22 protein-coding genes are annotated in these 24,201 nt (G+C 44.9%); 13 read left to right on the forward strand and 9 right to left on the reverse strand.

All coding sequences use genetic code 11. From position 1 onward, the window contains the following. Positions 1-102 precede the first annotated feature (102 nt). From pulA to ACEE44_RS07095, 6 genes are all read right to left on the reverse strand, one after another. The gene (gene pulA / locus ACEE44_RS07070) at positions 103-2,154 is read right to left on the reverse strand and encodes a type I pullulanase (protein ID WP_449171755.1); all 2,052 of its coding nucleotides are present in this window, start codon (positions 2,152-2,154) and stop codon (positions 103-105) included. 23 nt (positions 2,155-2,177) lie between these two features. Next, the gene (locus tag ACEE44_RS07075) at positions 2,178-3,161 is read right to left on the reverse strand and encodes a LacI family DNA-binding transcriptional regulator (protein WP_449171756.1); all 984 of its coding nucleotides are present in this window, start codon (positions 3,159-3,161) and stop codon (positions 2,178-2,180) included. A 9-nt stretch (positions 3,162-3,170) separates the two neighbouring features. Continuing rightward, positions 3,171-3,881, reverse strand: coding sequence for a hypothetical protein (locus ACEE44_RS07080; RefSeq protein WP_449171757.1), 711 nt, complete (start codon positions 3,879-3,881; stop codon positions 3,171-3,173). Positions 3,882-4,012: 131 nt separating this feature from the next. Continuing rightward, positions 4,013-4,852: a sugar ABC transporter permease gene (locus ACEE44_RS07085; protein WP_105118824.1), complete on the reverse strand. Its 840-nt coding sequence runs from the start codon at positions 4,850-4,852 to the stop codon at positions 4,013-4,015. Between the two features lies 1 nt (position 4,853). Continuing rightward, a complete protein-coding gene (locus ACEE44_RS07090; RefSeq protein WP_105118823.1) occupies positions 4,854-6,143 on the reverse strand; it encodes a carbohydrate ABC transporter permease in 1,290 nt (429 codons plus the stop codon). A gap of 99 nt (positions 6,144-6,242) precedes the next feature. Then, positions 6,243-7,499, reverse strand: a complete 1,257-nt coding sequence (locus ACEE44_RS07095; RefSeq protein WP_449171758.1) for an extracellular solute-binding protein — start codon at positions 7,497-7,499, stop codon at positions 6,243-6,245. 315 nt (positions 7,500-7,814) lie between these two features. On the opposite strand from ACEE44_RS07095, the gene malQ reads away from it, so the two are divergent. Beyond that, the gene (gene malQ / locus ACEE44_RS07100; RefSeq protein WP_449171759.1) at positions 7,815-9,353 is read left to right on the forward strand and encodes a 4-alpha-glucanotransferase; all 1,539 of its coding nucleotides are present in this window, start codon (positions 7,815-7,817) and stop codon (positions 9,351-9,353) included. A 148-nt stretch (positions 9,354-9,501) separates the two neighbouring features. On the opposite strand, the gene ACEE44_RS07105 is transcribed toward malQ, so the two are convergent. Then, a complete protein-coding gene (locus ACEE44_RS07105) occupies positions 9,502-9,696 on the reverse strand; it encodes a hypothetical protein (protein ID WP_449171760.1) in 195 nt (64 codons plus the stop codon). A 128-nt stretch (positions 9,697-9,824) separates the two neighbouring features. Between ACEE44_RS07105 and ACEE44_RS07110 the strand changes: the two genes are divergently transcribed. After that, positions 9,825-10,346, forward strand: coding sequence for an ABC transporter permease (locus ACEE44_RS07110; protein ID WP_449171761.1), 522 nt, complete (start codon positions 9,825-9,827; stop codon positions 10,344-10,346). A gap of 49 nt (positions 10,347-10,395) precedes the next feature. Here the strand turns inward: ACEE44_RS07110 and ACEE44_RS07115 are convergent, their stop codons facing one another. Further along, positions 10,396-12,159, reverse strand: a complete 1,764-nt coding sequence (locus ACEE44_RS07115) for an SH3 domain-containing protein (protein WP_449171762.1) — start codon at positions 12,157-12,159, stop codon at positions 10,396-10,398. A gap of 141 nt (positions 12,160-12,300) precedes the next feature. Beyond that, positions 12,301-13,989 (reverse strand): arginine--tRNA ligase, encoded by a 1,689-nt coding sequence (gene argS, locus ACEE44_RS07120; RefSeq protein WP_449171763.1) that lies wholly within the window; start codon positions 13,987-13,989, stop codon positions 12,301-12,303. A 106-nt stretch (positions 13,990-14,095) separates the two neighbouring features. Between argS and argR the strand changes: the two genes are divergently transcribed. From argR to ACEE44_RS07175, 11 genes are all read left to right on the forward strand, one after another. Next, entirely contained in the window at positions 14,096-14,533 is a 438-nt protein-coding gene (argR, locus tag ACEE44_RS07125) for an arginine repressor (protein WP_449171774.1), read from the forward strand. 37 nt (positions 14,534-14,570) lie between these two features. Then, complete coding sequence (gene mutS / locus ACEE44_RS07130) at positions 14,571-17,111, forward strand: DNA mismatch repair protein MutS (protein ID WP_449171764.1); 2,541 nt, start codon at positions 14,571-14,573, stop codon at positions 17,109-17,111. 131 nt (positions 17,112-17,242) lie between these two features. Then, positions 17,243-17,686: a LytTR family DNA-binding domain-containing protein gene (locus ACEE44_RS07135; RefSeq protein ID WP_449171765.1), complete on the forward strand. Its 444-nt coding sequence runs from the start codon at positions 17,243-17,245 to the stop codon at positions 17,684-17,686. Then, the gene (locus ACEE44_RS07140; protein WP_449171766.1) at positions 17,683-18,123 is read left to right on the forward strand and encodes a DUF3021 domain-containing protein; all 441 of its coding nucleotides are present in this window, start codon (positions 17,683-17,685) and stop codon (positions 18,121-18,123) included. The genes ACEE44_RS07135 and ACEE44_RS07140 overlap by 4 nt, the downstream gene beginning before the upstream one ends. A 33-nt stretch (positions 18,124-18,156) precedes the next feature. Then, on the forward strand, positions 18,157-18,330 hold the full coding sequence (locus ACEE44_RS07145; protein ID WP_029179621.1) for a hypothetical protein: 174 nt from the start codon (positions 18,157-18,159) through the stop codon (positions 18,328-18,330). Positions 18,331-18,470: 140 nt separating this feature from the next. Beyond that, positions 18,471-20,642, forward strand: a complete 2,172-nt coding sequence (gene nrdD, locus ACEE44_RS07150) for an anaerobic ribonucleoside-triphosphate reductase (protein WP_449171767.1) — start codon at positions 18,471-18,473, stop codon at positions 20,640-20,642. 349 nt (positions 20,643-20,991) lie between these two features. Further along, positions 20,992-21,126: a hypothetical protein gene (locus ACEE44_RS07155; protein ID WP_014638808.1), complete on the forward strand. Its 135-nt coding sequence runs from the start codon at positions 20,992-20,994 to the stop codon at positions 21,124-21,126. Between the two features lies 1 nt (position 21,127). Beyond that, a complete protein-coding gene (locus tag ACEE44_RS07160; protein ID WP_449171768.1) occupies positions 21,128-22,474 on the forward strand; it encodes a bifunctional metallophosphatase/5'-nucleotidase in 1,347 nt (448 codons plus the stop codon). Position 22,475: 1 nt separating this feature from the next. Beyond that, positions 22,476-22,967 carry a GNAT family N-acetyltransferase gene (locus ACEE44_RS07165; RefSeq protein WP_449171769.1) on the forward strand — a complete coding sequence of 164 codons (492 nt, stop codon included), beginning with the start codon at positions 22,476-22,478 and terminating at the stop codon, positions 22,965-22,967. 15 nt (positions 22,968-22,982) lie between these two features. Continuing rightward, entirely contained in the window at positions 22,983-23,555 is a 573-nt protein-coding gene (gene nrdG / locus ACEE44_RS07170; RefSeq protein WP_449171770.1) for an anaerobic ribonucleoside-triphosphate reductase activating protein, read from the forward strand. Then, positions 23,552-24,106 (forward strand): GNAT family N-acetyltransferase, encoded by a 555-nt coding sequence (locus tag ACEE44_RS07175; protein ID WP_449171771.1) that lies wholly within the window; start codon positions 23,552-23,554, stop codon positions 24,104-24,106. The genes nrdG and ACEE44_RS07175 overlap by 4 nt, the downstream gene beginning before the upstream one ends. The last annotated feature ends 95 nt before the right edge of the window (positions 24,107-24,201 follow it).

Here is a 24,201-nt window from a genome sequence, read left to right on the forward strand (position 1 = left end):
CTCACCAGCAAGGGCTGATGAGTTCTAAGGAGATTTATGAAAAATATTTAGGATTGATAATAGTATACTCTAGATTTAGGTTACTTTCATCGGTCTAAAGTCCTATTTATCTTCCAAAATACAGATACTTTGTCCAGCCAATGTGATGTACTGGGCTTTTTTGTCATCTACAGGAGGGAAACTAAACCGAACGGTTTGTTGACCTTCATTTTCAAAAACAAAATCGCTGTCCGCAAAGTTGATAATAAACTGAATAGTCTTGTCGCCATTTGTGACTTGATAGCGGAGGACATACTCAGTCAACCAGTAGAAGTCACAGGTTTCTTGGATGGTTTCATAGCTATCCTGACTCAGAATTGGATTGTTCTTACGGAAGGCAATTAGTTCTTGGATAAATTCAATATGTTCCTTATAGTGAACAGCCCGTGTCCAGTCCAGGCGATTGATTCTATCAGGAATATTGTAAGTATTATCAATCTCATCTTTGGTACGGAAGAATTCTTGTCCGCTATGAATAAAGGCCATTCCTTGAGAAATGAGGACCAATTGAAGACCAAAACTGGCAGCCCGTTTTTGTTGCTGAGGTGTCCAGTCTGGATGTTCAATATGGAAGTAGTCAAAGGCTGTTGCATTGTCATGACACTCGATATAGTTCAGTGACTGTTGCGGTGTGATGAAGTGGCTGTAACGGCTTCCAGTCAGGAGATGCTGCACTTTTTCGTGTAGTTGTTTGTCAACAAGACGGGTAGGGTTGAGCAAGAGTTTCTTGAAGGTATCCCGATAGTCATCGTTGAAGAAACTCACTTCTGGAAGCTGGTCGGCATTGTACTGGTGGGCCAGTTTTTCATAGTCTAGACCAGTTGCCATTTTCCAACCTTCGCCATAGAGATAGATATTTGGGTGAATGGCTGACAATTCCTCTTGGATTTGGTTGATGGTTTGACTGTCCAAAATCCCCATCAAGTCGAAACGGAAGCCATCAAAACCATAGATACTGGTCCATTGGCGGAGGGATTGCTTGATGTAGTTACGGACCATGCTGCGTTCGCTAGCGACATCGTTGCCGCAGAAGGTTCCATCCGTCCGCATACCATGCTCGTTGTAACGGTAGAAATAACCCGGTACGATGAGTTCGAATGCGTATTTCTCAGCGTGATAAACATGGTTGTAAACAACGTCCATATTGACTGAAATATCGGCATCGTGATAGGCTTGAATGGCTTCCTGGAGTTCTAAAATACGAGCATAGGGGTCATTTGGTAGGCTGGAGAAGGAGCCTTCTGGCAGGTTGTACTGCATAGGGTCGTAACCCCAGTTATAAACAGCTTGGGGTTTATTTTCATCTACACTTCCAAAATCATAAACAGGAAGAAGCTGAATATGGGTAACGCCCAGATTTTTGATATAGTCCATTCCTAGTTTCATACCGTTCAAGATAGGTGATTCAGTCAGACCGAGGAATTGACTACGGTGTTTGAAGCCAGCTTCTGTCTGCCAAGAGAAGTCGCGGACACTCATTTCATAGACAATAGCTTGAGAAATCGGTCGTTGGGTCTTGGCGCGACGAACCTTGTGAAGTTTATTTGGGTTGATGACATAGCTATCGCCAGAGTTTGCCTTGGAAGAAAGGGCGTAGGGGTCATGAACAGAAATCCACTCGCCATTGACTTTGTGGAGATAGTGGTAGCTTTGACTGTCCAAATCACCCTCTACTGTGACCTGCCAGACACCTTTTGAACCCTTTTTCATAGCATATGGGGTCCCTTCAAGGACTAAAAATACCTGCTTGGAGATAGGTGCCCAGAGTTTGAAACTTGTGGACTGCGGGCTATAAGTTGCCCCCAAATCACTGCCATCATAGGTATAGTTTTGTTCGAAAATAGCAGAGCGGACAATGTGACCGTAGCCTAACTCCGTTTTATTGCGGTCTTGGTCGTAAATGGCATAATCCTTGTCCAAATTTAAGGCGTGTAGGCTGGTCAGATAGTAGAGAACCAGGTTTTCTACCTCTAGACAGGAATGAATGAAAAGTTGAGATGTGGCATCGTCGGACTCGAGGGAAAAACTCATGTGCTCGGTATCAAATCGTTTTTCCATAACCAAGCGAATAGTAGCTACATCATCTAGAAATGCTTGAAATTGTCGTAATGCCATGAGCCGAACGGCTCCTTTCTAAGTTAAAGTTCAGTAATGGTATGTGGAATGACACGGCGGTAGCAAACCTGCTTGTCTTCCTTATTGTCGCTGATGATTTGGTGGAGGGTATTGAAGGCCACGCGTCCCAGTTTGATAGCGTGGACATCGACATAGGCTTCAATATCTAATTTTGGTTTGACAGAGTCAAAGGAGATGATAGGAAGTTTTGTACCGACTTCGTTGAGGTACTTGACAATCCCTTCTGCCACCATGGTATCGGTTGTGACGATAGCATCAATCTCTTGTTTGAGTAATTTTTTGGAAATTTTGTAGGAACTGTCTTCCAATAGGAAACCGGATACAAACTTGACCTTGTTTTCGTCAAGGGGGATATTATGAGATTTGAGGGCATTTTTATAACCAGCATAGCGATCTTGAGAAACAACTAATTCCTTGTTACCAGCGACAAAGGCAATATTCTTGTAGCCCTTATTGATAAAGTAATTGGTCGCTTCAAATCCAGCCTGGATATTGTCATTATCGACTAGGGAGATAAATGGAGAATCTGCCTTACCGAGAATGAGAAAGGGAAACTTATGCTGAATGGCTAGCTGGACCAGTGGGTCATCTGGCTTGGAATAAAGGAAAATTAGACCATCAACCCGCTTTCCATAGACCATCTGAGAAATAGCTTCCAATTGTTGTTCTTCATTTTTTCCAGTAGATATTTGAATCGCATAATTGTGGTCAGCAGCCACCTGTGAAATACCACGCAGGGCTGTCGGGAAGAAAGGGTTTTGGTAGAAGACATCAGAATCTTCAGGAAGTATCAAGCCAATCACCTGTGTGTAGCTAGAAACTAGACTACGAGCATTGAGATTGGGGTGGTAGTTGAGGTCCGCCATAGCCTTTCTAACTAGGTCTTTGGTTTTTTGACTAATAGCAGAGTTGTTCTGAATGACGCGGGTAACGGTAGAAGGTGAAACCCCTGCTAACTTAGCGACGTCTTTAATGGTAGCACGCATAGGAGCCTCCTAAATCTCATCTCTGAATTTGGTTTTGAAAAATACCCAAATCAATACTATCACAAAGAGGATATTTTGAACAGTCAAAACAGTTGTAACAGGCTGCCCAAAAATCCCAATCAAGCAGGCTAAAATGGTTGGTAGTCCCAAGCAATTGAGTGAGAAATTATAGCACTCTGCAAAGGTTTTAAAATGGAAGAAACGAGATTTCTTCGTTAAAAACAGGAAGAAGCTAGCGCCTAGCAAAATAAAGAGAAGATTGGTCGAGAGGATAATTGTAGATACTAGGGTAATACTTAGGCCAACGGCTGCACGATTGGCTTGATACCATGATTTTGAAATGGCAGTTGTCAAGCTTTCCTTGTTAGAGAAATCAGCGGTTGTTAGACCTTCATAGCTTAACTGGGTCAGGATATCCTGTCCTTTTCGAATGGTCAGATTTTGTTGGCCAAATTGGTAGGAGAAATCAGAGCTTGTAGGCACTATTTCGCCAAAGGTAACCTGCTCCCAACTACTATTTCCTGTATGGGTGAATTGTCCATTTTCAATAGATACATGTTGGCTAAGGTCATTCATGACATCCTCATTGAGCGGTTGATACACCCCTTCTACAAAGTTTTCCAGCGGATAGGTTTCCAAGCTGACTGTTTGGAGAGAACTGGGAATGACTAGGAGGGACACTAAAAAGAGCGTAGTAAATAGACCTTGCCAGACTTTCATCCATCCGCGGTTGGCAAACATTTTTCTAGGAGAAAAAATACTGGAAAAATAAGAGAATGGGTAGGGAATCATGTGTTGTACCTTTCATAAAAATTTTGGCTCTGTCTAAAAAGGGAAAAGGTGGGACAGGGTTACCCCTTGTCACCACCACTTGTTAAACCAGATACAAAGTTCTTTTGTAGGAAGAAGAATAGGATACTGATTGGGAGGGCGATGAGGATAGCACCTGCCGCGAAGTAGGCAATCTTCAAGTTTTTCACATCAGAGATGAAGGTTTGAAGACCGACTGCTACAGTATAAAATTCTTTTTCACGAAGCAAGAATTTGGATAGGATGTAATCTCCAAAAGGTCCCATGAAGGCCCAGAGTGCCTGTACAGCAATCATTGGACGAACAAGTGGAAGAACGATTTGCCAGAAACGTCTGAAGTGACCAGCACCGTCTAGTTTTGCAGATTCATCGAGAGAAATTGGCACTGTATCGAAATAACCTTTCATGAGCCATGCATTCATTGGGATACCACCACCAACATAAAGGAAGATGAGGAACCAACTTTGGTTGAGGGCATTGAGCATGAGGGCCATAACGAAGAAGGCTGTAAGGGCAGCCATTGTTGGCACCATTTGAATAATCAAGAAGAAAACCAAACTCTGTTTACGAGCGATGAAGTTATAACGGCTATAAGCATAACCAGCTAATACCACTATACTGGTTTGGATAAGCATTGTTAAGATTGCGATAATGAGCGTGTTGAGGTACCAGGTACCGTAGAGAGTTTCGCTAAATAATCCTTTGAAATTGTCCAAAGTAAACTGGATTGGTTCCAGCTTGAAAGCTACCACGTTGCCTGATTTAAAGGCTGTCATGATGGTAATCAATAGAGGGTAGATAATGATGATAGACAGGGCGATCAGATAGAGATAGGTAAAAGTCTGATTGAGTATGCGTCTAGTTTTCACAGATACTTTCATCTTATACATCCTCCATTTCAAAAGCATTTAATTTCTTGAAGGCAATCATAGAGATACTGATGACAATCATAGAGATGATCAAGGTAACTGCAGCTGCCATTGAATACTGAGGAGCAGTACCAGTTGTCAATTTGTAGATCCATGAAATCAAGATATCAGTCGAACCAGCACCACCACCGACGCTACCAGGTCCACCGTTATTGAAGAGGTAGATGATAGAGAAGTTGTTGAAGTTGAAGGTGTACTGACTGATCAGAGTAGGAGCAGCCACTGCCAAGATCATTGGCAAGGTAATGCTACGGAATTTTTGAATGGCACTTGCCCCATCAATGTAGGCAGCCTCGTACAGATCGTTCGGAATAGATTGCAAAATACCCAAGGTCAAGACATAGATATAAGGGAAACCAAGCCAAGCCTGCATCATGATAAGGGCAACCTTAGTCCAGAATGGATCTGTTTTCCATGGGATAAGGAAGTTGTCGATAAATGGCAAGAATTTGCTCAAGAATGGCAATACTTGTGTGTTAATGGCGCCGACACTATCGTTGAACATATTACTGAAAGTCAAGATAGTCACGAAGGCTGGAACAGCCCATGGGAGCAAGAAGATAACACCGAAGATGCGTTTTCCCTTGATAAATGGTTGGTTAGCAATGATGGCTGTTAGGATACCGATAACAATCTGTGCAGTTGAGGCAGCCAAGGCCCAGATGATTGTCCAGCCTAAGACAGAACCAAAGGCTGCACGGAAGGTGCTGAGTTTCCAAATATTTGTAAAGTTAGTAAAGCCAATCCAATCGAGAAGGGCACCAGGAGGTAGGTGTTGGAAATCGTAGTTGGTAAAGGCGATGAAGAGAGTCACCACAACCGGGAAAATGATCGCAAAGGTCATGGCAATGTATGAAGGAATTATCAAGAGATAAGGGAAACCATTTTCATACACACCTTTAACCATTTCATTTAAAGTTGTCGGTACAGGGTAACCGTTATTCCATCGTTGGGCAGTATCTTTGGCATCCTTTAGGTTTAAGGCGTAGAAAGCAAGATAGACAACGGTAATGATAAGGTGGAAGGAACCACGGATCAACATGAAGAGGGAGTTGTCACGGCCACGTTGGCTACCAAGGGTAATCAAGTTTCCAATTTCTCCACCTGCTATTGCAATGAAGTAGACTAGGAAAGCTAGTGTTACGCCAAGGAAGATATAGCCTTTTGCTTTTTGCTTGTTGTAGATTTGCCCTAGACCAGGAAGTAGGGACAAGAGGAGTGCCTTACTTGGATTTTGTTTCATAGTGTAATCTCCTTTAGGTCAGTCCTAAATATCAATATATATTTCAGTTGGTAGTAACAAAGTAGACTGGGAGGAAATCCCAGTCTGACTTAAAAATGACTAGTTGCCATATTTTTGAGCGATTGTATCTTCAATCAATTTCACAGCGTCAGTAGCAGCAGTCTTAGGATCTTTTTTACCACTTACAGCTTCGAAGAGCATGTTAGCAGCTGGTTCCCAAACTGTGCTCATTTCTGAGATGTTTGGCATTGGTTGAGCTGAAGCGAATTGGTTGATAACCGCAGTTGTCAATTCATCGTTCTTGCTGACTGCATATTCACGTGCTTCAGTGTTAGCTGGAACTTCGTTTGTAGCATCGTAGAATGCTTTTTGTTGTTCAGTTGAAGTCAAGTGGTCAACAAATTTTTGTGCCAAGTCTGGGCTCTTAGAACCTGCAGGGATAACCCAAGCCTTACCACCACCGAATGCTGAGTATGCTTTGCCGTCAGCAAGAGTAGGGATAGTAGCTACGCCGTAGTTGACACCTGCATCTTTCAAAGCAGCAGCTTTCCATGGACCGTCGATGATAACAGCTGTCTTACCTTCAGTAAACTGAGTTTGAATCAAGTTACCAGCAGCAGATGCATCTTGAAGACCTTGAGGCCATTTTTCATACCAAGTTTTAGCGTATTCGATAGCTTTAATAGCACCGTCATTAGCAAGACCGATGTCTTTTGGATCTGTACCATTTTCACCGAATACATAACCACCGTAACCAGAAAGAAGTCCATATGCATAGTAGAAGTTTGTCCAGTCAGCTAGGAATGCTGAAGTTTTACCTTCTTCACCAGCAAATGCGTACTTGCTATCTTTAGCCAACTCTTCCAATTCAGCAAAAGTTTTTGGTGCTGCAGAAACAAGGTCTTTGTTGTAGTAAGCAACAAGTGTTTCGATAACAGCAGGTGAACCGTAGACTTTACCACCAGAAGTTACCAAGGTTTCAGTCGTTTCATCTGTCTTGCTTGTTTCAGCAAGTTTCACTTCTGAAAGTTGACCTTCAGCACCAAGGCTACCTACGCGGTCGTATGGTGCCATCATAACGTCTGGAGCTGAACCTGATTGGTTATCAAGTGACAAGTTGTCCAAACCTGTAAGAGCGTCACCAGTTTTAACGGTAACAGTAACACCTTCATTTTCTTTTTCAAAGGCAGCTTTTGCTTCGTTGATGTATGCTTCGTACTGACCATCAACGTAAATAGTCAACTCTTGACCAGCTTCAGCAGAAGAGCTTGAAGTTGATGATGAGTTTGAGCAAGCAGCCAATACAGCAGTAGATGCAGCTAGAAGAGCAACGCTCTTAAGAAGTTTGTGTTTCATATTCTTCCCTCCAAGAATAAATGGTTTATTGTGAAACGTTCACTAGCGCAAACGTTTTCCTAAGTTGAATTTATTATACACCATTATGAATCCGTTTGCAAGCGTTTTTATAAAAAATTTTAAAAAAATTTTTAGATCAATATAAACTGTATAAAAGAATTTTTGATATATAATGAAGAAACCTGTAAAATTGCTGAAATTGTCTGATTTAATTTTGAAAAAAACTTGATTTGTTACCGTTTTCATTATATAATGATAAAAAGCAATCGTTTGCATCCTATTTATGATTATTTAGAAAGATATGGGGAAGATTTTATGAAAGAACGCCAAAGTGGAGTGCTCATGCACATTTCATCTTTACCTGGAAAATACGGCATTGGTTCTATGGGACAGGCTGCATATGACTTTGTTGATTTTTTAGAAAGAACTAAGCAACGCTACTGGCAGATTTTGCCTTTAGGAACGACTAGTTATGGTGACTCGCCTTACCAGTCTTTCTCTGCCTTTGCGGGCAATACTCACTTTATCGACTTTGATTTTCTGATTGAAAAGGGTTGGTTGACCGAGGAAGATGTAGCTGGGATTGACTTTGGCGACAAGGATACAGAAGTGGATTATGCCAAGGTCTTTTACGGTCGACGTCCTGTCTTGGAAAAGGCTGTGAAAGCGATAAAGGCAGAGGGGGTGCCGGCGGATTACTGGTCTTTTGCTGAGGAAAATGGCTTTTGGTTGCACACGTTTGCAGAGTACATGGCCATTAAAGAGCATTTTGATAATAAGCCCTGGATTGATTGGGAGGATCAAGGAGCTCGCCTGCGCTATCATGATACATTAGAGTATTACCGACAGCTCTTGGCCGAGCAGATGGATTACCACCGCATCACCCAGTATTTGTTCTTCAGTCAGTGGCATGCTTTGAAGGCTTACGCCAATGCCAAAGGTGTTGAGTTTGTTGGGGATATGCCGATTTATATCGCGGCTGATTCTGCGGATATGTGGGCCAATCCACACTTCTTCAAGACAGACGAAGAAGGCAAGCCAAGTGTGGTTGCCGGCTGTCCACCAGATGCTTTTTCGGAAATCGGTCAGCTTTGGGGCAATCCAATTTATGACTGGGAAGCTATGAAGAATGACGGCTTTACTTGGTGGGTGGCTCGTTTGCGTGAGTCCTTTAAGATTTACGATATGGTGCGGATTGACCACTTTATCGGCTTTGCTTCCTTCTGGGAAATTCCAGCAGGGGAGGAAACAGCGGTTAATGGCTACCGTGTGGAAGCACCAGGTTTTGAACTCTTTGAAACCATCAAGTACCACTTGGGCGATTTGAATATCATCGCGGAAGATTTGGGAACAGTGACAGATAAGGTTATTCAATTGCGTGAAAGGACTGGGTTCCCAGGCATGAAAGTCTTGCAGTTTGCCTTCGACCCTGAAGGTGACAGCATTGAAATGCCGCACAATCACCGCAATAATGTCGTAGCCTATACTGGCACCCATGATAATGATACCATTCTAGGTTGGTATGAGAGGGAACTGTCTGACGAGGGCAAGGAATTCTTAGACAAGTACAGCAATCGTCGTGAGGATGAAGGGGTTAGTCATGCTTTGTTCCGTCTGCTTTTCGGCTCACCTGCCTTTATGGCTGTGGCTACCATGCAGGACTTGCTCGGCTTGGATGGGTCAGCTCGTATGAACCTGCCAAACACCCTTGGTGGTAACTGGACTTGGCGGATGACTGCCGACCAGCTCACCCCTGCCATTGAGGCGGACTTGCTTGATTTGACAGTAACCTACCGCCGTGAGAATGCCATTGTCAAGGCTAAAGAACAAGAAAAGACAGAACCATCAGTCTAGGCTGGTGGTTTTTTGCAAAGGCTTGCGAAGGGTATAGAGATTGAAGATTAGATAGTCGCCATTATTGCTTGTTTTTTTCAACTTTTTCCAAAATCTTGCCTCTAAATAAGAAGAATCTCCTCTAGGTCGGGCTTAGAGGAGATTCTTCTTATTTCTTCTGCTTACGGACGTAGAGCCAGTAGCTAATCCAGTAGTAGATGGTGTAGGCTAGCATGGCGACTAAAGACCAGGAGCCGATAGTAATTATTATAGCCGCTAAACTAGGAAAAAAGAGTTTTGCTAGTAAATAGAAGAGCAGATATAGGAAACAGTATTGCCAGTAGTATTTTTTGAAATGTTTCATTACTTTTCCTCCGTGCTACTTTTCTTTATTATAGCATTTTAATATATATATTTCAACTTGTTCACAAAATCACATTGACAAAGCATGTTTTTTGGAGTAGAATAAGACTAAAATTAGGAGGTGCTTATATGAAAAGACCGATTCATTTATATATTTTTGTGATACTATCCAGTATGGCCTGTATTTTAAGGCTGTTCAATGCCTTTGTTTCGACTTTTAACGAGGAGCAAGTTCGCACAGCTATGCAGGGAGCTGTTGGGATTGATGTGGAAGAGTTAATTCTTGTTTCGCGCGAAACAGCCAATCTTCAGAATAGTATTCTTCAAAAGATTGCAGCCCTAGTCCTGTTTGGTCTATTGATTGCGGTCATTGTTTTCCTATTCATGAAGAAAAATGAGTTAGCTTCCTATCTTTACATTGGCTATCTATTTTCGACCTTGTTGCTGAATACCTATAACTACCTAGCAAGTAAAGGGATTGCCAACCTCTACTCAGATGCAGGCGTGCGTGATGTGACAGCGGCAGGTATGCTAGGGGCTTACATCCTTAACATTGTCCTATTTGCCATTTACTTTGGTGTGACCATTTTCTTCCATCTGCGTAAGCCAAAGGAACAGCCAAGTACAGCTATCAATTCTACCGATATTTAATCATCCAAAAAACTGCATGGTTCGCATGGACCCTGCAGTTTCTTTTGATTTATGGAATGGCAATGTAGCGACGGGCTCCTGAATAGCTGACATAGCTGATCCATTGACGGCCTTCGGCTGTGACAACCCGGTCATAGCGGACAGAAGAACCAGCACCGTAGTAGGTGATTTCACTTGCGGACTGGCTAGGGCGATTGCGGACAATGGCTTTGCTCCTGAAATAATAGGTACCCGATGCTGGTAAATTACTGTTTGTTTGATTGGTTTGTTGAGATATTGCTGTTAGTTGGGTTGTAGTTCCAGTAATGAATTCGAGTTGGTTAGGGGAATCTGTGTAATAGACATGGATGTGGTAGAGACCTCGGTCACCTTTATGCTTACTTGCTTGGACTGAGACCTTGTAACTGCCATCGCTTTGTCGCTGAGCAGCATACCAGATAATGTCATCTTGCCCATCTTTGTCTGACCAAATTGGAATAGATACAGTTTTAATTGTTTTTGGAGATTTGACATTGCTGATAATTACATCAAAACTGCCGTTTGTTTGATTGATATTGGTGATATTTACCTTTCCTTGGGATTTATCAACGGTTGTGGAAGTGGAATTTGAGTGGATTTCCTTGATAGGAATGTAGCGTCTTTGACCACTATAGCTGAGGTAGCTAATCCACTGGTAGCCATCAGCTGTTAGAACTCTGTCGTAGCGTACGCTCTCACCAGCATAATAGTAATCTAAGGTTGTGCTAGATTGTTTGGCTTCATTTTTAATTGGTGCTTGCTTGGTAAAGGTATAGGTACCACTGTTTGCTAAGCCAGATGTGTGCGTCTGAGTAGGTGCAGGACTGGTCTGACTGACAGGAGAGCCAGCTAGGTCCTTGAAGTGAATGTAGCCACTGACAGAGTTCTTATGGATCAGACGGCGATTGTAGGTGTATCTAGTACCGTAGTTGTATTCTTCAATTTCAACCATGTCACCTTGGATGCTAGATACCCAGGCAACGTGCATAGGAGAGGTCCACCAGGCTACTGCACCGACTGCGGGGGTCATGTCGACACGGTATCCTTCCTGACGGGCTCTGCTTCCCCAGACGTCAGCATTACCATAGGCAGGTGGAATTTCGAATCCATTGACTTTGCTGAGGCGAAAGGCTACAAAAGAAGTACATTGACGGGTGTAGAGCCTCCAGGGGTCAATAGCGTCAACCGCTGTATAAGGATAATCATCCCCCAAGGCACTGGTGGAGCTGGAACGTGTGCTGGCAGTACGAGTTTGGGTAGTCAGTCGGGTTCTGGTGGTGTTTGTTTTTTGGGAAATGGCAAAGCTACTTGTTGCTGGCGTACTTGTCTGGGGATGGCTACTGCTTGCAGGGACAGTCGATGTCTGGTTGTCCCTAGTTGTAGGTGTTGCTTGTGGGGAACTTGCTGTCTTAGCTTGATTAGTTTCAGGAATAGCCAGCTGTGTCTGTTGACCAGCTGATATGCTTGTTCCTGTTTCAATCTTTTCGTGAGAAGTTTGGTCAGTTTTCCCAGAGTTGCTTGGGCTAGTTGTAGTGCTTGTGGTTGTTTGCTTAGTTCCTGTTTGTGGGGTAGTTGGCTGAGTGATTTGCGTAGGTATTTCCTGTCCTGTAGAACTACTTGTCGAGGCCTGGACGGTCCTTAAGTTTGTACTTGTATTGGTGTTTGTGCCTGTGTTGGCATGGGCTACTGGTCCAGCTGCTAGACAGGCATAGGCTAGTAGGACAGAAGCGGCACCGAGAGAATAAGTGCGGATAGAAAAACGAGGTTGGTTTGCTGTAAGTGATGTTTTTGTCATTCAGACTCCTTTGATGATTTTTTTTGTAGAGGGTTATTCCCCCTCGCTACATCTATTCGCACTTGTCTGATAATTTTTGAGAATTTTTTTGTCGCTGATGATAAAAAGTCCTCAACCAATAGGATTGAGGATAGTTTAGTATTACATTTTTTCTGGAGCTTTTACGCCGAGGAGGCGAAGGGCTTCTTTTAGGACGACACCAGTTGCGTAGGCAAGTGCCAAGCGGCTGTCACGCTCTGGGTTTTCATCCAAGATACGCGTGTGTGCGTAGTACTTGTTGAAGGCTTGAGCTAGGTTGATAGCGTATTTGGCGATAAGTGATGGGTCAAATTTATCACCGGCACGTTCAACAAGGTTTGAGAAGTTTTGGATGTGCTTGATGATTTCCCAGCTTTCTGCGTCAGCTAGTTTGTAGTCATTTTCTGCGCTTGGTACAAAGTTTGCTTTGCGCAGGATAGACTGGATACGGGCGTATGCGTATTGTACATAAGGACCTGTTTCACCCTCGAAGGAAACCATAGCTTCCAAGTCGAAGTCGTAGCCGTTGTCACGGTCGGTCTTGAGGTCGTAGAACTTAACAGCGCCTACACCAACTGCGTGTGCCACTTCTTCCTTGTTTTCAAGGTCAGGGTTTTTAGCTTCGATTTGAGTCAGGGCGCGTGAAATAGCTTCGTCAAGTGTTGGTTCGAGCAGGATGATGTTTCCTTTACGAGTAGAGAGCTTTTTCTTGTCCTTGGTCACTAGACCGAAGGTGATGTGGGTCATATCGTCGCTCCAGTCGAAATCCATTTCTTTCAAGACAGCCTTGAGTTGTTTGAAGTGGTTGATTTGCTCCTGACCAACGACATAGATGCTTTTCACGAAGTCATAGGTGCGCTTGCGGTACATAGCTGTTGCCATATCGCGCGTGATGTAGAGGGTTGCACCATCTGTTTTCATGATGAGGGCTGGTGGCAGATTGTAGCTTTCAAGGTCAACGATTCTCGCGCCTTTAGACTCTTGAAGAAGTCCTTTTTCTTCTAAGATTTGGATACCTTCGTCCATTTTATCGTTGTAGAAGGCTTCGCCATTATAGCTGTCGAAAGTTACGCCGAGTTTGTCGTAAATGCGGTTGAATTCGACCAAGCTTTCATCACGGAACCATTGCCATAGCTCGTGTGCTTCTGGATCGCCATCTTCCAATTTTTTGAACCATTGACGTGCTTCGTCGTCTAACTCAGGCTTTTCTTCCGCTTCAGCGTTGATACGCACATAGAGTTTGAGGAGTTCTGAAATTGGGTCTGCTTCGACCGCAGCCTTGTCACCCCAAAGTTTGTAGGCAACAATCAACATACCAAATTGTTTACCCCAGTCACCCAAGTGGTTGATGCGGATTGGTTTGTAGCCAAGCTTTTCGTGGATGTTAGCAAGGGCATCACCGATAACGGTTGAGCGCAAATGTCCAACTGAGAATGGTTTGGCAATGTTTGGACTAGACATGTCGATGGTTACATTGCGTCCTTGACCAATGTTGAGTTTACCGTATTGGTCTTTTTCAGTAATAACATCTGTCAAGACTTGGTGGGAGATAGCAGCCTTGTCCAAGAAGAAGTTGACGTAAGGGCCGGTAGCTACAACCTTTTCAAAGCCAGTAGTGTCTAGTTTTTCAACGATGTCTGCGGCGATAGCCTGTGGAGCCTTTCGTTCTACTTTGGCAAGTGAGAAGGCAGGGAAGGCGATGTCACCCATTTCTGATGATTTCGGTTTTTCTAGCAGATTGTAGATAGCTTCTACTTCCAAACTAGGAAGGATGGCAGCTAGTCTTTCTGCAATCACTTGTTTTTGATTCATATAGGATTTCCTCCAACGTTATTGATTCTATTTTATCACATTTCTAGGTCAATAGCGGTGAAAAGTGTTATAATATTTTTATAAATATACATTCTGAGGTAAGATGATGAATAAAGCAGGGCGACATGAATTGATAAAAAACATGATTCATCAAGAGAAGATTGGACGCCAAACGGATATTCAGAAAAGGCTTGAGGGTCAGGGGATTATTGTAACTCAGACAACCTTGTCTCGTGATTTGCGTGAATTGGGTGTCATCAAAATTCATGAGAATGGTCGTTCCTTCTATTCTTTAGTGATTGAAGAAGAGGGAGTGAATTTCGTTGAATTGTTGGCCCAATATGCCTACAAGGTTGAGCGGGCGAGTTTTATCTTGGTTCTGCATTCGGACCTAGGAGAAGCGGCCCTCATGGCTAATATTATCGATGCAGAAAAGCCGGAGGAAATTTTGGGAACGCTGGCAGGTGCGGATACCCTCTTGGTTATCTGTCGAGATGAGGCTGCGGCCCAAAAGGTTGAAGCAGAAATCAAAAGCTTTTTGTAAGGAAAAACAAAATCAGAAATAGAGTGAGAGAAGGTTGATGACAGTAGAGAAAATTTCCCCTGGAATGCAGCAGTATCTGGATATTAAGGCCAACTATCCAGATGCTTTTTTGCTCTTTCGTATGGGCGACTTTTATGAATTATTTTATGAAGATGCGGTAGAGGCTGCACAGATTTTGGAACTATCCTTGACCAGTCGGAACAAAAATGCGGAAAATCCCATTCCCATGGCAGGCGTTCCCTATCATGCGGCCCAGCAGTACATTGATACACTTGTTGAACTGGGACATAAGGTGGCGATTGCTGAGCAGATGGAGGATCCTAAGCAGGCAGTCGGTGTGGTCAAGCGGGAAGTGGTGCAGGTCATCACACCTGGTACGGTCATGGATTCTACCAAGATGGGATCCGACAGCAACTATCTAGTTACCGTTGATCGTCAGGGTGTACAATTTGCTCTTTCTTACATGGATGTGTCAACAGGTCAGTTTTTCGTGACCAGCCTAGATGATTTTACCAGCCTCTGCGGTGAAATCCGTAACCTGCGGGCACGTGAAGTGGTCATTGGCTATGCTCTGTCTGAGGAAGAAGAGCAGGTCTTTTCGAACCAGATGAACCTCCTACTCTCTTTTGAGGATGAGATGACGGAAGATGTTCAGCTGATTGACAACTCTCTGACAGACTTGGAAAAGGCCGCAGCAGGCAAACTCCTCAGCTACCTGCACCGGACACAGATGCGGGATTTGAGCCACTTGCAGAAGGTGGTCCACTACGAAATCAAGGACTATCTGCAAATGGACTATGCAACCAAGTCCAGTCTAGACTTGCTTGAAAACGGTCGGACAGGCAAGAAGCACGGTAGCTTGTACTGGTTGTTGGATGAAACCAAGACAGCTATGGGTATGCGGCTTTTGCGGGCTTGGATTGACAGACCACTGATTGACCTCAAGCGGATTGAAAGTCGGCAGGCTGTTGTGCAAGTTTTTCTGGATTACTTCTTTGAGCGGAGTGACTTGGTGGAGGCTCTAAAAGGTGTCTATGACATCGAACGCTTGGCCAGTCGGGTATCCTTTGGTAAGACCTTGCCCAAGGATCTCTTGCAGCTCTCTCAGACTTTGGGAAATGTCCCTGCTATCAAAAATATCCTGCAACAAATGGACCAGCCTGCTCTGACTAGCTTGGTAGCTGGTCTGGACCCAATCCCAGAACTGCACGCTTTGATCAGCTCTGCTATTGACCCAGAAGCCCAAGGAGCTATTACAGATGGGAACATCATCCGCACGGGCTTTGATGAGACCTTGGACCAGTATCGTCTGGTCATGCGTGAGGGTGCGGGCTGGATTGCGGAGATTGAGGCCAAGGAGCGTGAAGCGTCTGGCATCAACAATCTTAAGATTGATTATAATAAAAAAGATGGTTACTACTTCCATGTGACCAATTCCAATCTGGCCAATGTACCAAGTCACTTCTTTCGTAAGGCGACCTTGAAAAACTCGGAGCGCTATGGAACGGAAGAGTTGTCTAAGATCGAAGGGCAGATGTTGGAGGCGCGTGACAAGTCGTCTAACTTGGAGTACGAGATTTTCATGCGGATTCGCCAAGAGGTTGAGAAGTATATCGGTCGCTTGCAGAAGTTGGCTCGGACCATTGCAACCATTGATGTTTTGCAGGCCTTTGCAGTTGTGGCGGAGCAGCAGCACTGGGTCTGTCCAAGTTTCAATGCGGATAAGCTGTTGGACATTGAGCGTGGACGGCACGCGGTCGTAGAGAAGGTCATGGGCAAGCAGACCTATATTCCCAACTCTGTTCAGCTGGATCAGGCGACGACCATGCAGCTGATTACAGGGCCTAACATGAGTGGTAAATCGACCTATATGCGTCAGCTGGCCGTTATCGTTATATTGGCTCAGATGGGTTCCTATGTACCAGCAGACCAGGCGACCTTGCCAGTCTTTGACGCTATTTTCACCCGTATCGGTGCGGCAGATGACCTAGTCAGCGGTCAATCGACCTTTATGGTGGAGATGATGGAGGCCAACAAGGCAGTCCGTCTGGCGACAGACCAGTCGCTGATTCTCTTTGATGAGCTGGGGCGGGGGACGGCCACCTACGATGGCATGGCTCTAGCCCAGTCTATCATCGAGTACATCCACGACAAGATTGGGGCCAAGACCCTCTTTGCTACCCACTACCACGAGTTGACCGAGCTCAGCCAGACCCTGTCAGGCCTTGAAAATGTCCACGTATCGACCTGGGAGGAGGACGGACAAGTGACCTTCCTCCACAAGATTGCCCAAGGTCCAGCCGACAAGTCCTACGGGATTCATGTGGCTAAGATTGCGGGAATGCCAGAGGAGTTACTAGAGCGGGCGGATAGGATTTTGCAGACGCTTGAAAACCAAGCTCCCACTGCACCAGCTCACCCAGCTCCATCAGTGGTGGCAGAACCGTCTGGTCAAATCGACCTCTTTGCAGATACCTCTTCTCACCCAGTTCTTCAAGAATTAGAAAAACTGGACATCTACAATATGACTCCAATGGAAGTCATGATGGCTGTGGTGGAGTTGAAGAAAAAACTATAAGAAAATGAAAGTCAGAACAGCTGTTCTGGCTTTTTTGCCGTTTAGTGATGAAAAACGACCACATAGCCAAAAGCCCTTGAAACCTGTAAAGAAATGGTGTTTAATAGGGTCAGAAAGAGAAAGGAGAGAATATGAAAGTAAAACTAGCTATTTCACCAGAAATTTTGGAAGATTTGGTGACTATTGAAGCACAGGCTATGTCTGAGCAGGTTAGTCACTTGATGACCTATATTCAAAACTTGGATAAGCAGAGATCCAGTCTAACTGTCAAAAAAGGGGAACAGGTATATCTTTTGGAGCATGAAGAGATTGTCAGGCTATATCTAGAAGATAGGCTCTTGCAAGTGGAAACAGTAGAAAATGTCTATACTTCCAACCTACGCTTGTATCAGGTTAAGGAGGACTTGCCGGCAAACTTCTTACAAATCTCCCAGTCGGAAATCATTCACATCAAGCAACTGGACCACCTCAAGCTGACTGCCAACGGTCTGGTCAAACTGGTCATGAAGAATGGCTCGGTCACCTATTCATCCCGTCGCTATCTAAAAGTTATCAAAGAAAGGTTAGGACTATGAAAAAATACATCTTATCAGCCAGTTTAGGTATCGCTATCGGAACCATTATCTCCATTATCACATCAGCCGTTTTCGGGCAAGGCACCTATCTACCGCTCAATCCCTTTTCAACCATGGGTGCTTACTACCTGAGCAACTTTAGTCAAGTAACCGTCATGCTGATTTGTGTAGCCATTTGGGCGGCAATCGGCCTCTTGTTTCAGCAGGCAGACAAGATTTTTGAACAGGACTGGAGCCTTTTGCGGATGACGGCAACGCATTTTGGTTTCACGGCTTTAGGCTTTACACCTCTAGGCATTTTGGCTGGTTGGTTTCCCGTGAAACTTGAGGCCCTTCTCTTCTTCTGGTTCCTCTTTATCTTGGTCTACGCTCTGCTATTTTTCCTAAACCATCGGAAAATGGAGCAACAAATCAAGGACATTAACGGTCGTTTGTAGTATAATAGCACTATCATTTTGTTGGAGTGTTTTATGAAAATTATTTTGACGATTGTCTATAGCTTGGGAGTTGTGTGGAATATCCTCTTTCTTGCGGTGAATGTTGGCAGAATTCCTGTCATCAACTTGCTTTGGCCTGCTGTGATTTTAGTGGCCTGTGCTATTAACCTGTACTTTTTATGGACCAGAAAACAAGAGTCAGATTAGGCTCTTGTTTTCATTTGTTTTTCAGAAACGAAGTCTATATTTAGTGTAAATTTGCTATTTTTATATTTTTTGGCACAAGATATTGATTTCTGGTTTGTGAAATGTTACACTAATAGCAGTGAAAAATGGAGGCCAGTCAGATGAAGAAGCGAGAAAATGATGTAGAAAAACTGAATTTAGTCGTCTTGAAACGAGATGGTCGGACGGTGTCCTTTGATGAGCAAAAGATTTTTTCTGCTCTTTCGCGGGCCAATCAGGAGTTGGAACACCCTGTGTCAGAGGCTGGTCTACAGCTGGTTTTGAAGGCAAGCTTGCAAGAGATTGGTCGTCGTTTTACAGACGACATTCAGATTTATGAAATTCAGACCATTGTGGAGCAGGAGTTGCTCAAGGCTCATTTGTATGAGCTGGCAGAGCGGTATATTCAGTACCGGACCCAGCGGGATTTTCGTCGTCATCAGGCAACGGATATTAACTTTGAAATCCACAAGCTGCTGAGCAAGGATCAGGCTTTGGTCAATGAAAATGCCAACAAGGATGCGGATGTTTTCAACACCCAGCGGGATTTGACGGCAGGTATCGTTGGTAAGTCTATCGGTCTCAAGCTCCTGCCTGCCCATGTGGCCAATGCCCACCAAAAAGGTGACATTCATTACCACGACTTAGATTACAGCCCGTATACCCCCATGACCAACTGTTGTTTGATTGATTTCAAGGGGATGTTGGCTCAGGGCTTTAAGATTGGGAATGCAGATGTGGAAAGCCCTAAGTCGATTCAGACGGCTACGGCACAGATTTCGCAGATTATTGCCAATGTGTCCTCTAGTCAGTACGGGGGCTGTTCGGCGGACCGCATTGATGAGGTGCTAGCTCCTTATGCTGAACTCAATTATCAGAAGCATTTGAAGGAGGCAGCAGACTGGGTTTTGCCAGACAAGCAGGAAGACTATGCCCGTGCCAAGACCCAAAAGGATATCTACGATGCCATGCAGTCCTTGGAGTATGAAATCAATACCCTCTTTACCTCTAACGGTCAAACGCCTTTTACTTCACTGGGTTTTGGTCTGGGAACTTCCTGGTTTGAACGGGAAATTCAAAAGGCGATTTTGAACATTCGTATCAAGGGTCTAGGACGGGAAGGTCGGACGGCCATTTTTCCCAAGTTGATTTTCACAGTTAAGCGAGGTTTGAACTTGGAGCCGGATTCCCCTAACTACGACATCAAGCAGCTGGCGGTGGAATGTGCCACCAAGCGGATGTACCCAGATATGCTGTCTTATGACAAGATTGTCGAGTTGACAGGTTCTTTCAAGGTGCCAATGGGTTGCCGTTCCTTCTTACAAGGTTGGCAGGATGAAAACGGTCAGGATGTGACATCCGGGCGGATGAACTTGGGTGTCGTGACCGTCAATCTGCCACGGATTGCCATGGAGTCTGCAGGAGATATGGACAAGTTCTGGGATATTTTTGCAGAACGCATGGCTATTGCCAAGGATGCCTTAGTTTACCGTGTGGAGCGGGTCAAGGAGGCGACCCCTGCCAATGCACCGATTTTGTATCAGTACGGGGCTTTTGGCAAGCGACTGGCCAAGACCGATGCGGTGGATGAGGTTTTCAAAAATCGCAGAGCAACCATTTCGCTGGGCTATATCGGACTTTATGAGGTGGCGGCAGTTTTCTACGGTGGTCACTGGGAGGATAATCCAGAAGCCAAGGACTTTACGATTACCATTATCAAACGAATGAAGGAATTGACAGATGCTTGGTCTGACCAATATGGCTATCATTTCTCAGTTTATTCGACCCCATCGGAAAGTCTGACAGACCGTTTCTGCCGTATGGATACAGAGAAGTTTGGTCTGGTCGAAAATATCACCGACAAGCAGTATTACACCAATTCCTTCCACTATGATGTGCGGAAAAATCCGACTCCCTTTGAAAAATTGGATTTTGAAAAGGTCTATGTGGAGGCGGGTGCCAGCGGTGGCTTTATCCACTACTGCGAATATCCTGTACTGCAACAAAATCCAAGGGCCTTAGAGGCTGTTTGGGACTATGCCTATGACCGTGTAGGCTATCTGGGGACCAATACCCCGATCGACCATTGCTATGCCTGTGATTTTGAAGGGGATTTTGAGCCAACGGAGCGTGGCTTCAAGTGTCCAAACTGTGGCAATAGCGACCCAAAAACAGTTGATGTTGTCAAGCGGACCTGTGGTTACCTAGGCAATCCGCAGGCCAGACCTATGGTCAATGGCCGCCACAAGGAAATTATTTCCCGTGTCAAACACATGAACGGGTCGAGTTTATAAAGAAGGACATGAGGGCTTCCGTGGTTTTGAGGAACTACGGAAGTTTGTTATAATAGGGGGAAACACTTAATAGCTCTGCTATTTCATCGTCATCCAGTTTATCTTTTATTACGTCGACGTATGAGGAAACTTCGTTTCCCTATTCCCAACTTCAAATAATCCACGATTATTTGAACTCGTTTTCACAAGTCTTATTTCCAGCCTTGTATAGTCTGCTAGACTGCACAATCTGTATACAGCTTTTGAGGCAAACGCGGTTCGCCCTATTTCCAGTCTTCAAAGGTTCCCCAAACCTTTGAAGCGAGTACTAAAAGTAAACTGAACGACTACATAAAAAGGAGAAAAAACAATGGGAAAATACCAACTAGACGATAAGGGCAAGGCCCTGGTGGCACGCTATCACGAGAAGAATTCCAATGTGAAGCAGGACAAGAAGGCGCGTGTGCAGGAATTGCTCAAGCAAGCCAAGAATAAGAAAAAATAGTATGGACTTTACAGATATCAGCATTCTCCATACTAATGATATGCATTCTTACATGGAGAATTTTCCAAAGAAAGCCCAGCTGATTGCGGATATTCGGGCTAGGAATGAAAAAGAGGGAGTACCGACCTTTGTCTTTGACAGCGGGGATCTGTTTTCGGGCAATATCTTTTTCAATATGTACCGAGGAATCAAGGAAATCGAGTTGATGAACCGTATCGGTTGCCAGGCAATGACCTTGGGCAATCACGAGTTTGACCACGGAGATGAGTTGCTCAGTCGCTTGGATGACTATGCTCAGTTTCCAATCGTGTCCTCCAATCTCCGCTACCGTGACGAGGAGGCGGCTGATGAATTGGTTCCGCTTGAGGATGTTCTCGAGTTTGATATGAATGGGCAGTCCTTGTATGTCTTAGGTTTGACCACCTTGGAAACCCAGGAGGTTGCTTCGCCGTCAGAAAAGGTGCTTTTTGAGGATCCTCGGAAGGCTCTACGACGTCTGGTGGACCAGATTATGAAGGCCAATCCTCAGGCTCATCTGGTCTTGCTCAGTCATCTGGGCTATGATGAAGATGTGAATCTGGCTAAGGATTTCCCTGAGCTTAACGTGATTTTGGGCGGACATACCCATACCATTCTAAAGCAACCTAGTCAGATTGGTGAAGTCAGCATTTGCCAAGCTGGTCAATACGGTCGCTTTGTCGGTCATTTGTCCCTGCGGTGTTTTGCAGACGGGCAACATGAGGTCCTGGCCTATGATTTGATTGAGGTGGAAAAACTGACCCAAGAAGACAGGGCGGTCAAGGCTATTATCGACCAGATGAAATCGGAACGTGACGCAGCTTTTTCCAAACCGATAGCGACTTTACCTCAGGCACTAGACGGAGAGCGAGATAGCATTCGTCAGGGCGTGTCCAGTCTAGCCCCGGTCATCTGTCAGGCTCTTTTTGAGCGGGCTGGTCAGTTGGGCTTGCAGGCGGATGGAGCGGTCATCAACGGCTTCGGCATTCGGGCTTCCTTGTCGGCGGGACCGATTTACTATTCGGACTTGGTCAAGGTCCTGCCCTTTTCTAAGCGTGTGCTCTTGGTCGCTATCAAGGGTAGCGATTTAGTGGCTAGCCTCAAGACAGGCCTCCACCCTCAAATGTGGGGCATTGTCCAAAGCGGTGAGGATCTTTTGGTCAATGGCAGAGCAGTCGAGCCAGATAGAATCTATCAGATTGTGACCAATTCTTTTGTCTGGAGCGGCAAGGACAACTATGACGATTTCCACAAGGCAGAAATTGTGCAGGATTTAGGACTGGATACGGACATCGTCAGCGATTTTTTCAGAAGACAATATGGAGACTAAAATGGAATTAAGAAGACCGACTATAGCGGATAAGGATACGATTTTGGATATGCTAGCAGAGTTTGAAGCGGCAGGCTCAGCTATGGACGGAGGCTTTATCTCCAAAGATGTGGACTTTGAAGAATGGATTTTGAGAAACAAAGATTATGAGGCAGGTCTCAATCTGCCAGACGGTTTTGTTCCTTCCATTCAATATGTGTCATTTGACCAGACTGGTCGAGCCCTTGGTTTTCTCAGTCTACGCCTACGGCTCAACGATTTCCTGCTCAATAAAGGCGGTCATATCGGATATTCCATTCGCCCGACCGAGCGAGGAAAGGGTTATGCCAAGGAACAACTTCGACTTGGTTTGCAGGAGGCGGCTAGTAAAAATATCACCAAGGTTCTCGTGACCTGCTCGACAGACAATGAGGCTAGTCGCAAAACGATTGTGGTATGTGGTGGTAGCCTAGAAGATGTTCGAGAAGGAGTAGAGCGTTACTGGATAGACTAAGAGAAGGAGGCAGCTATGACGGAACAGACTTGGAACAATCCCAAGCCAGGTGAGTGGAAGAGCGAAGAACTCAGTCAGGGACGGATTATGGACTACAAGGCCTTTAACTTTGTGGACGGTGAAGGCGTGCGGTGTTCCCTTTATGTCAGCGGCTGCCCCTTTCACTGCCCCGGTTGCTACAATGTTGCCACCTGGTCCTTCAAGGCCGGGATTCCCTACACCAAGGAGCTGGAAGACCGCATTTTAGCAGACCTGGCCCAGCCCTATGTGCAGGGGCTGACCCTCTTGGGCGGTGAGCCCTTTCTCAATACAGGGACCGTCCTCCCCCTCGTCAAGCGAGTTCGGATGGAATTACCAGACAAGGATATTTGGTCCTGGACAGGCTATACATGGGAAGAATTGATGTTGGAAACGCCAGACAAGCTGGAGTTGCTCAGCCAGTTGGACATTCTCGTAGACGGTCGCTATGACAAAAGCAAACGCAATCTTATGTTGCAGTTCCGAGGCTCTTCCAACCAACGCATTATTGATGTCCAGCAGTCCCTCAAACAAGGACAGGTGGTTATCTGGGAAAGGTTAGAGAAATGACAAAACTGAATTTTCTATTTTCGTCAACAGAAGATTTGACCGCTAAGCAGGTTCAAGCAATCAAACATTTGTTTGATAGAGAATATAGAGATGACTACGGAGAGTGGAATTTGAAGCAGCCCTATGGCTATGCGCCGCAAGACTATCATTTGTTAGCCTATCTAGGCGAGGACTTGGTGGGTCATATGGGCAGTCAGGATCGTACTATTTCTGTAGGAGCTGAAGCGTGTCTTATTGCGGGAATTGGAGGAGTTTTAATAGCGCCAGAATTTCGTGGGACAGGATTGGGGAGAGATATGATGTTCCGCTTGTTAGAGGAAAATACGCAAACTTTAGCAGTTGATTTTTCTTATTTGGGTTGCCGAGAAGAAGTGGTCCCTTACTATGAGGCTTGTGGATTTTATCGAATCAATCGTATGGAGACTCATATTGATCGGCTGACAGGCAAGGAGCACAGGCAGGTCTCGACTACCATTATGATTGCATCGGCTAAGAAAGACAAAAAAGATTTTCCAGAAGGAGATATTGACCTCAAGGGACGAGCTTGGTAAAGATGAGTGGGAGGGAGCGGGAAAGAACTCGACTGGTCAAAAACATACTAAGATTAGTAGTGAGGAAATCTCCGACGGGAGAGAGTACTCACTAC

It is taken from the genome of Streptococcus sp. 32226D021BW, assembly GCF_053545015.1.

Coding starts and splice junctions, on each gene's coding strand:
- ACEE44_RS07075 (WP_449171756.1), bottom strand. CDS start 3,161: ATGCGTGCTACCATTAAAGACGTCGCTAAGTTAGCAGGGGTTTCACCT.
- nrdD (WP_449171767.1), top strand. CDS start 18,471: ATGAAGAAGCGAGAAAATGATGTAGAAAAACTGAATTTAGTCGTCTTG.
- nrdG (WP_449171770.1), top strand. CDS start 22,983: ATGACGGAACAGACTTGGAACAATCCCAAGCCAGGTGAGTGGAAGAGC.
- ACEE44_RS07115 (WP_449171762.1), bottom strand. CDS start 12,159: ATGACAAAAACATCACTTACAGCAAACCAACCTCGTTTTTCTATCCGC.
- argR (WP_449171774.1), top strand. CDS start 14,096: ATGAATAAAGCAGGGCGACATGAATTGATAAAAAACATGATTCATCAA.
- ACEE44_RS07175 (WP_449171771.1), top strand. CDS start 23,552: ATGACAAAACTGAATTTTCTATTTTCGTCAACAGAAGATTTGACCGCT.
- mutS (WP_449171764.1), top strand. CDS start 14,571: ATGACAGTAGAGAAAATTTCCCCTGGAATGCAGCAGTATCTGGATATT.
- ACEE44_RS07140 (WP_449171766.1), top strand. CDS start 17,683: ATGAAAAAATACATCTTATCAGCCAGTTTAGGTATCGCTATCGGAACC.
- pulA (WP_449171755.1), bottom strand. CDS start 2,154: ATGGCATTACGACAATTTCAAGCATTTCTAGATGATGTAGCTACTATT.
- ACEE44_RS07095 (WP_449171758.1), bottom strand. CDS start 7,499: ATGAAACACAAACTTCTTAAGAGCGTTGCTCTTCTAGCTGCATCTACT.
- ACEE44_RS07160 (WP_449171768.1), top strand. CDS start 21,128: ATGGACTTTACAGATATCAGCATTCTCCATACTAATGATATGCATTCT.
- ACEE44_RS07135 (WP_449171765.1), top strand. CDS start 17,243: ATGAAAGTAAAACTAGCTATTTCACCAGAAATTTTGGAAGATTTGGTG.
- ACEE44_RS07085 (WP_105118824.1), bottom strand. CDS start 4,852: ATGAAAGTATCTGTGAAAACTAGACGCATACTCAATCAGACTTTTACC.
- ACEE44_RS07090 (WP_105118823.1), bottom strand. CDS start 6,143: ATGAAACAAAATCCAAGTAAGGCACTCCTCTTGTCCCTACTTCCTGGT.
- argS (WP_449171763.1), bottom strand. CDS start 13,989: ATGAATCAAAAACAAGTGATTGCAGAAAGACTAGCTGCCATCCTTCCT.
- ACEE44_RS07105 (WP_449171760.1), bottom strand. CDS start 9,696: ATGAAACATTTCAAAAAATACTACTGGCAATACTGTTTCCTATATCTG.
- ACEE44_RS07165 (WP_449171769.1), top strand. CDS start 22,476: ATGGAATTAAGAAGACCGACTATAGCGGATAAGGATACGATTTTGGAT.
- ACEE44_RS07155 (WP_014638808.1), top strand. CDS start 20,992: ATGGGAAAATACCAACTAGACGATAAGGGCAAGGCCCTGGTGGCACGC.
- ACEE44_RS07110 (WP_449171761.1), top strand. CDS start 9,825: ATGAAAAGACCGATTCATTTATATATTTTTGTGATACTATCCAGTATG.
- ACEE44_RS07080 (WP_449171757.1), bottom strand. CDS start 3,881: ATGAAAGTCTGGCAAGGTCTATTTACTACGCTCTTTTTAGTGTCCCTC.
- malQ (WP_449171759.1), top strand. CDS start 7,815: ATGAAAGAACGCCAAAGTGGAGTGCTCATGCACATTTCATCTTTACCT.
- ACEE44_RS07145 (WP_029179621.1), top strand. CDS start 18,157: ATGAAAATTATTTTGACGATTGTCTATAGCTTGGGAGTTGTGTGGAAT.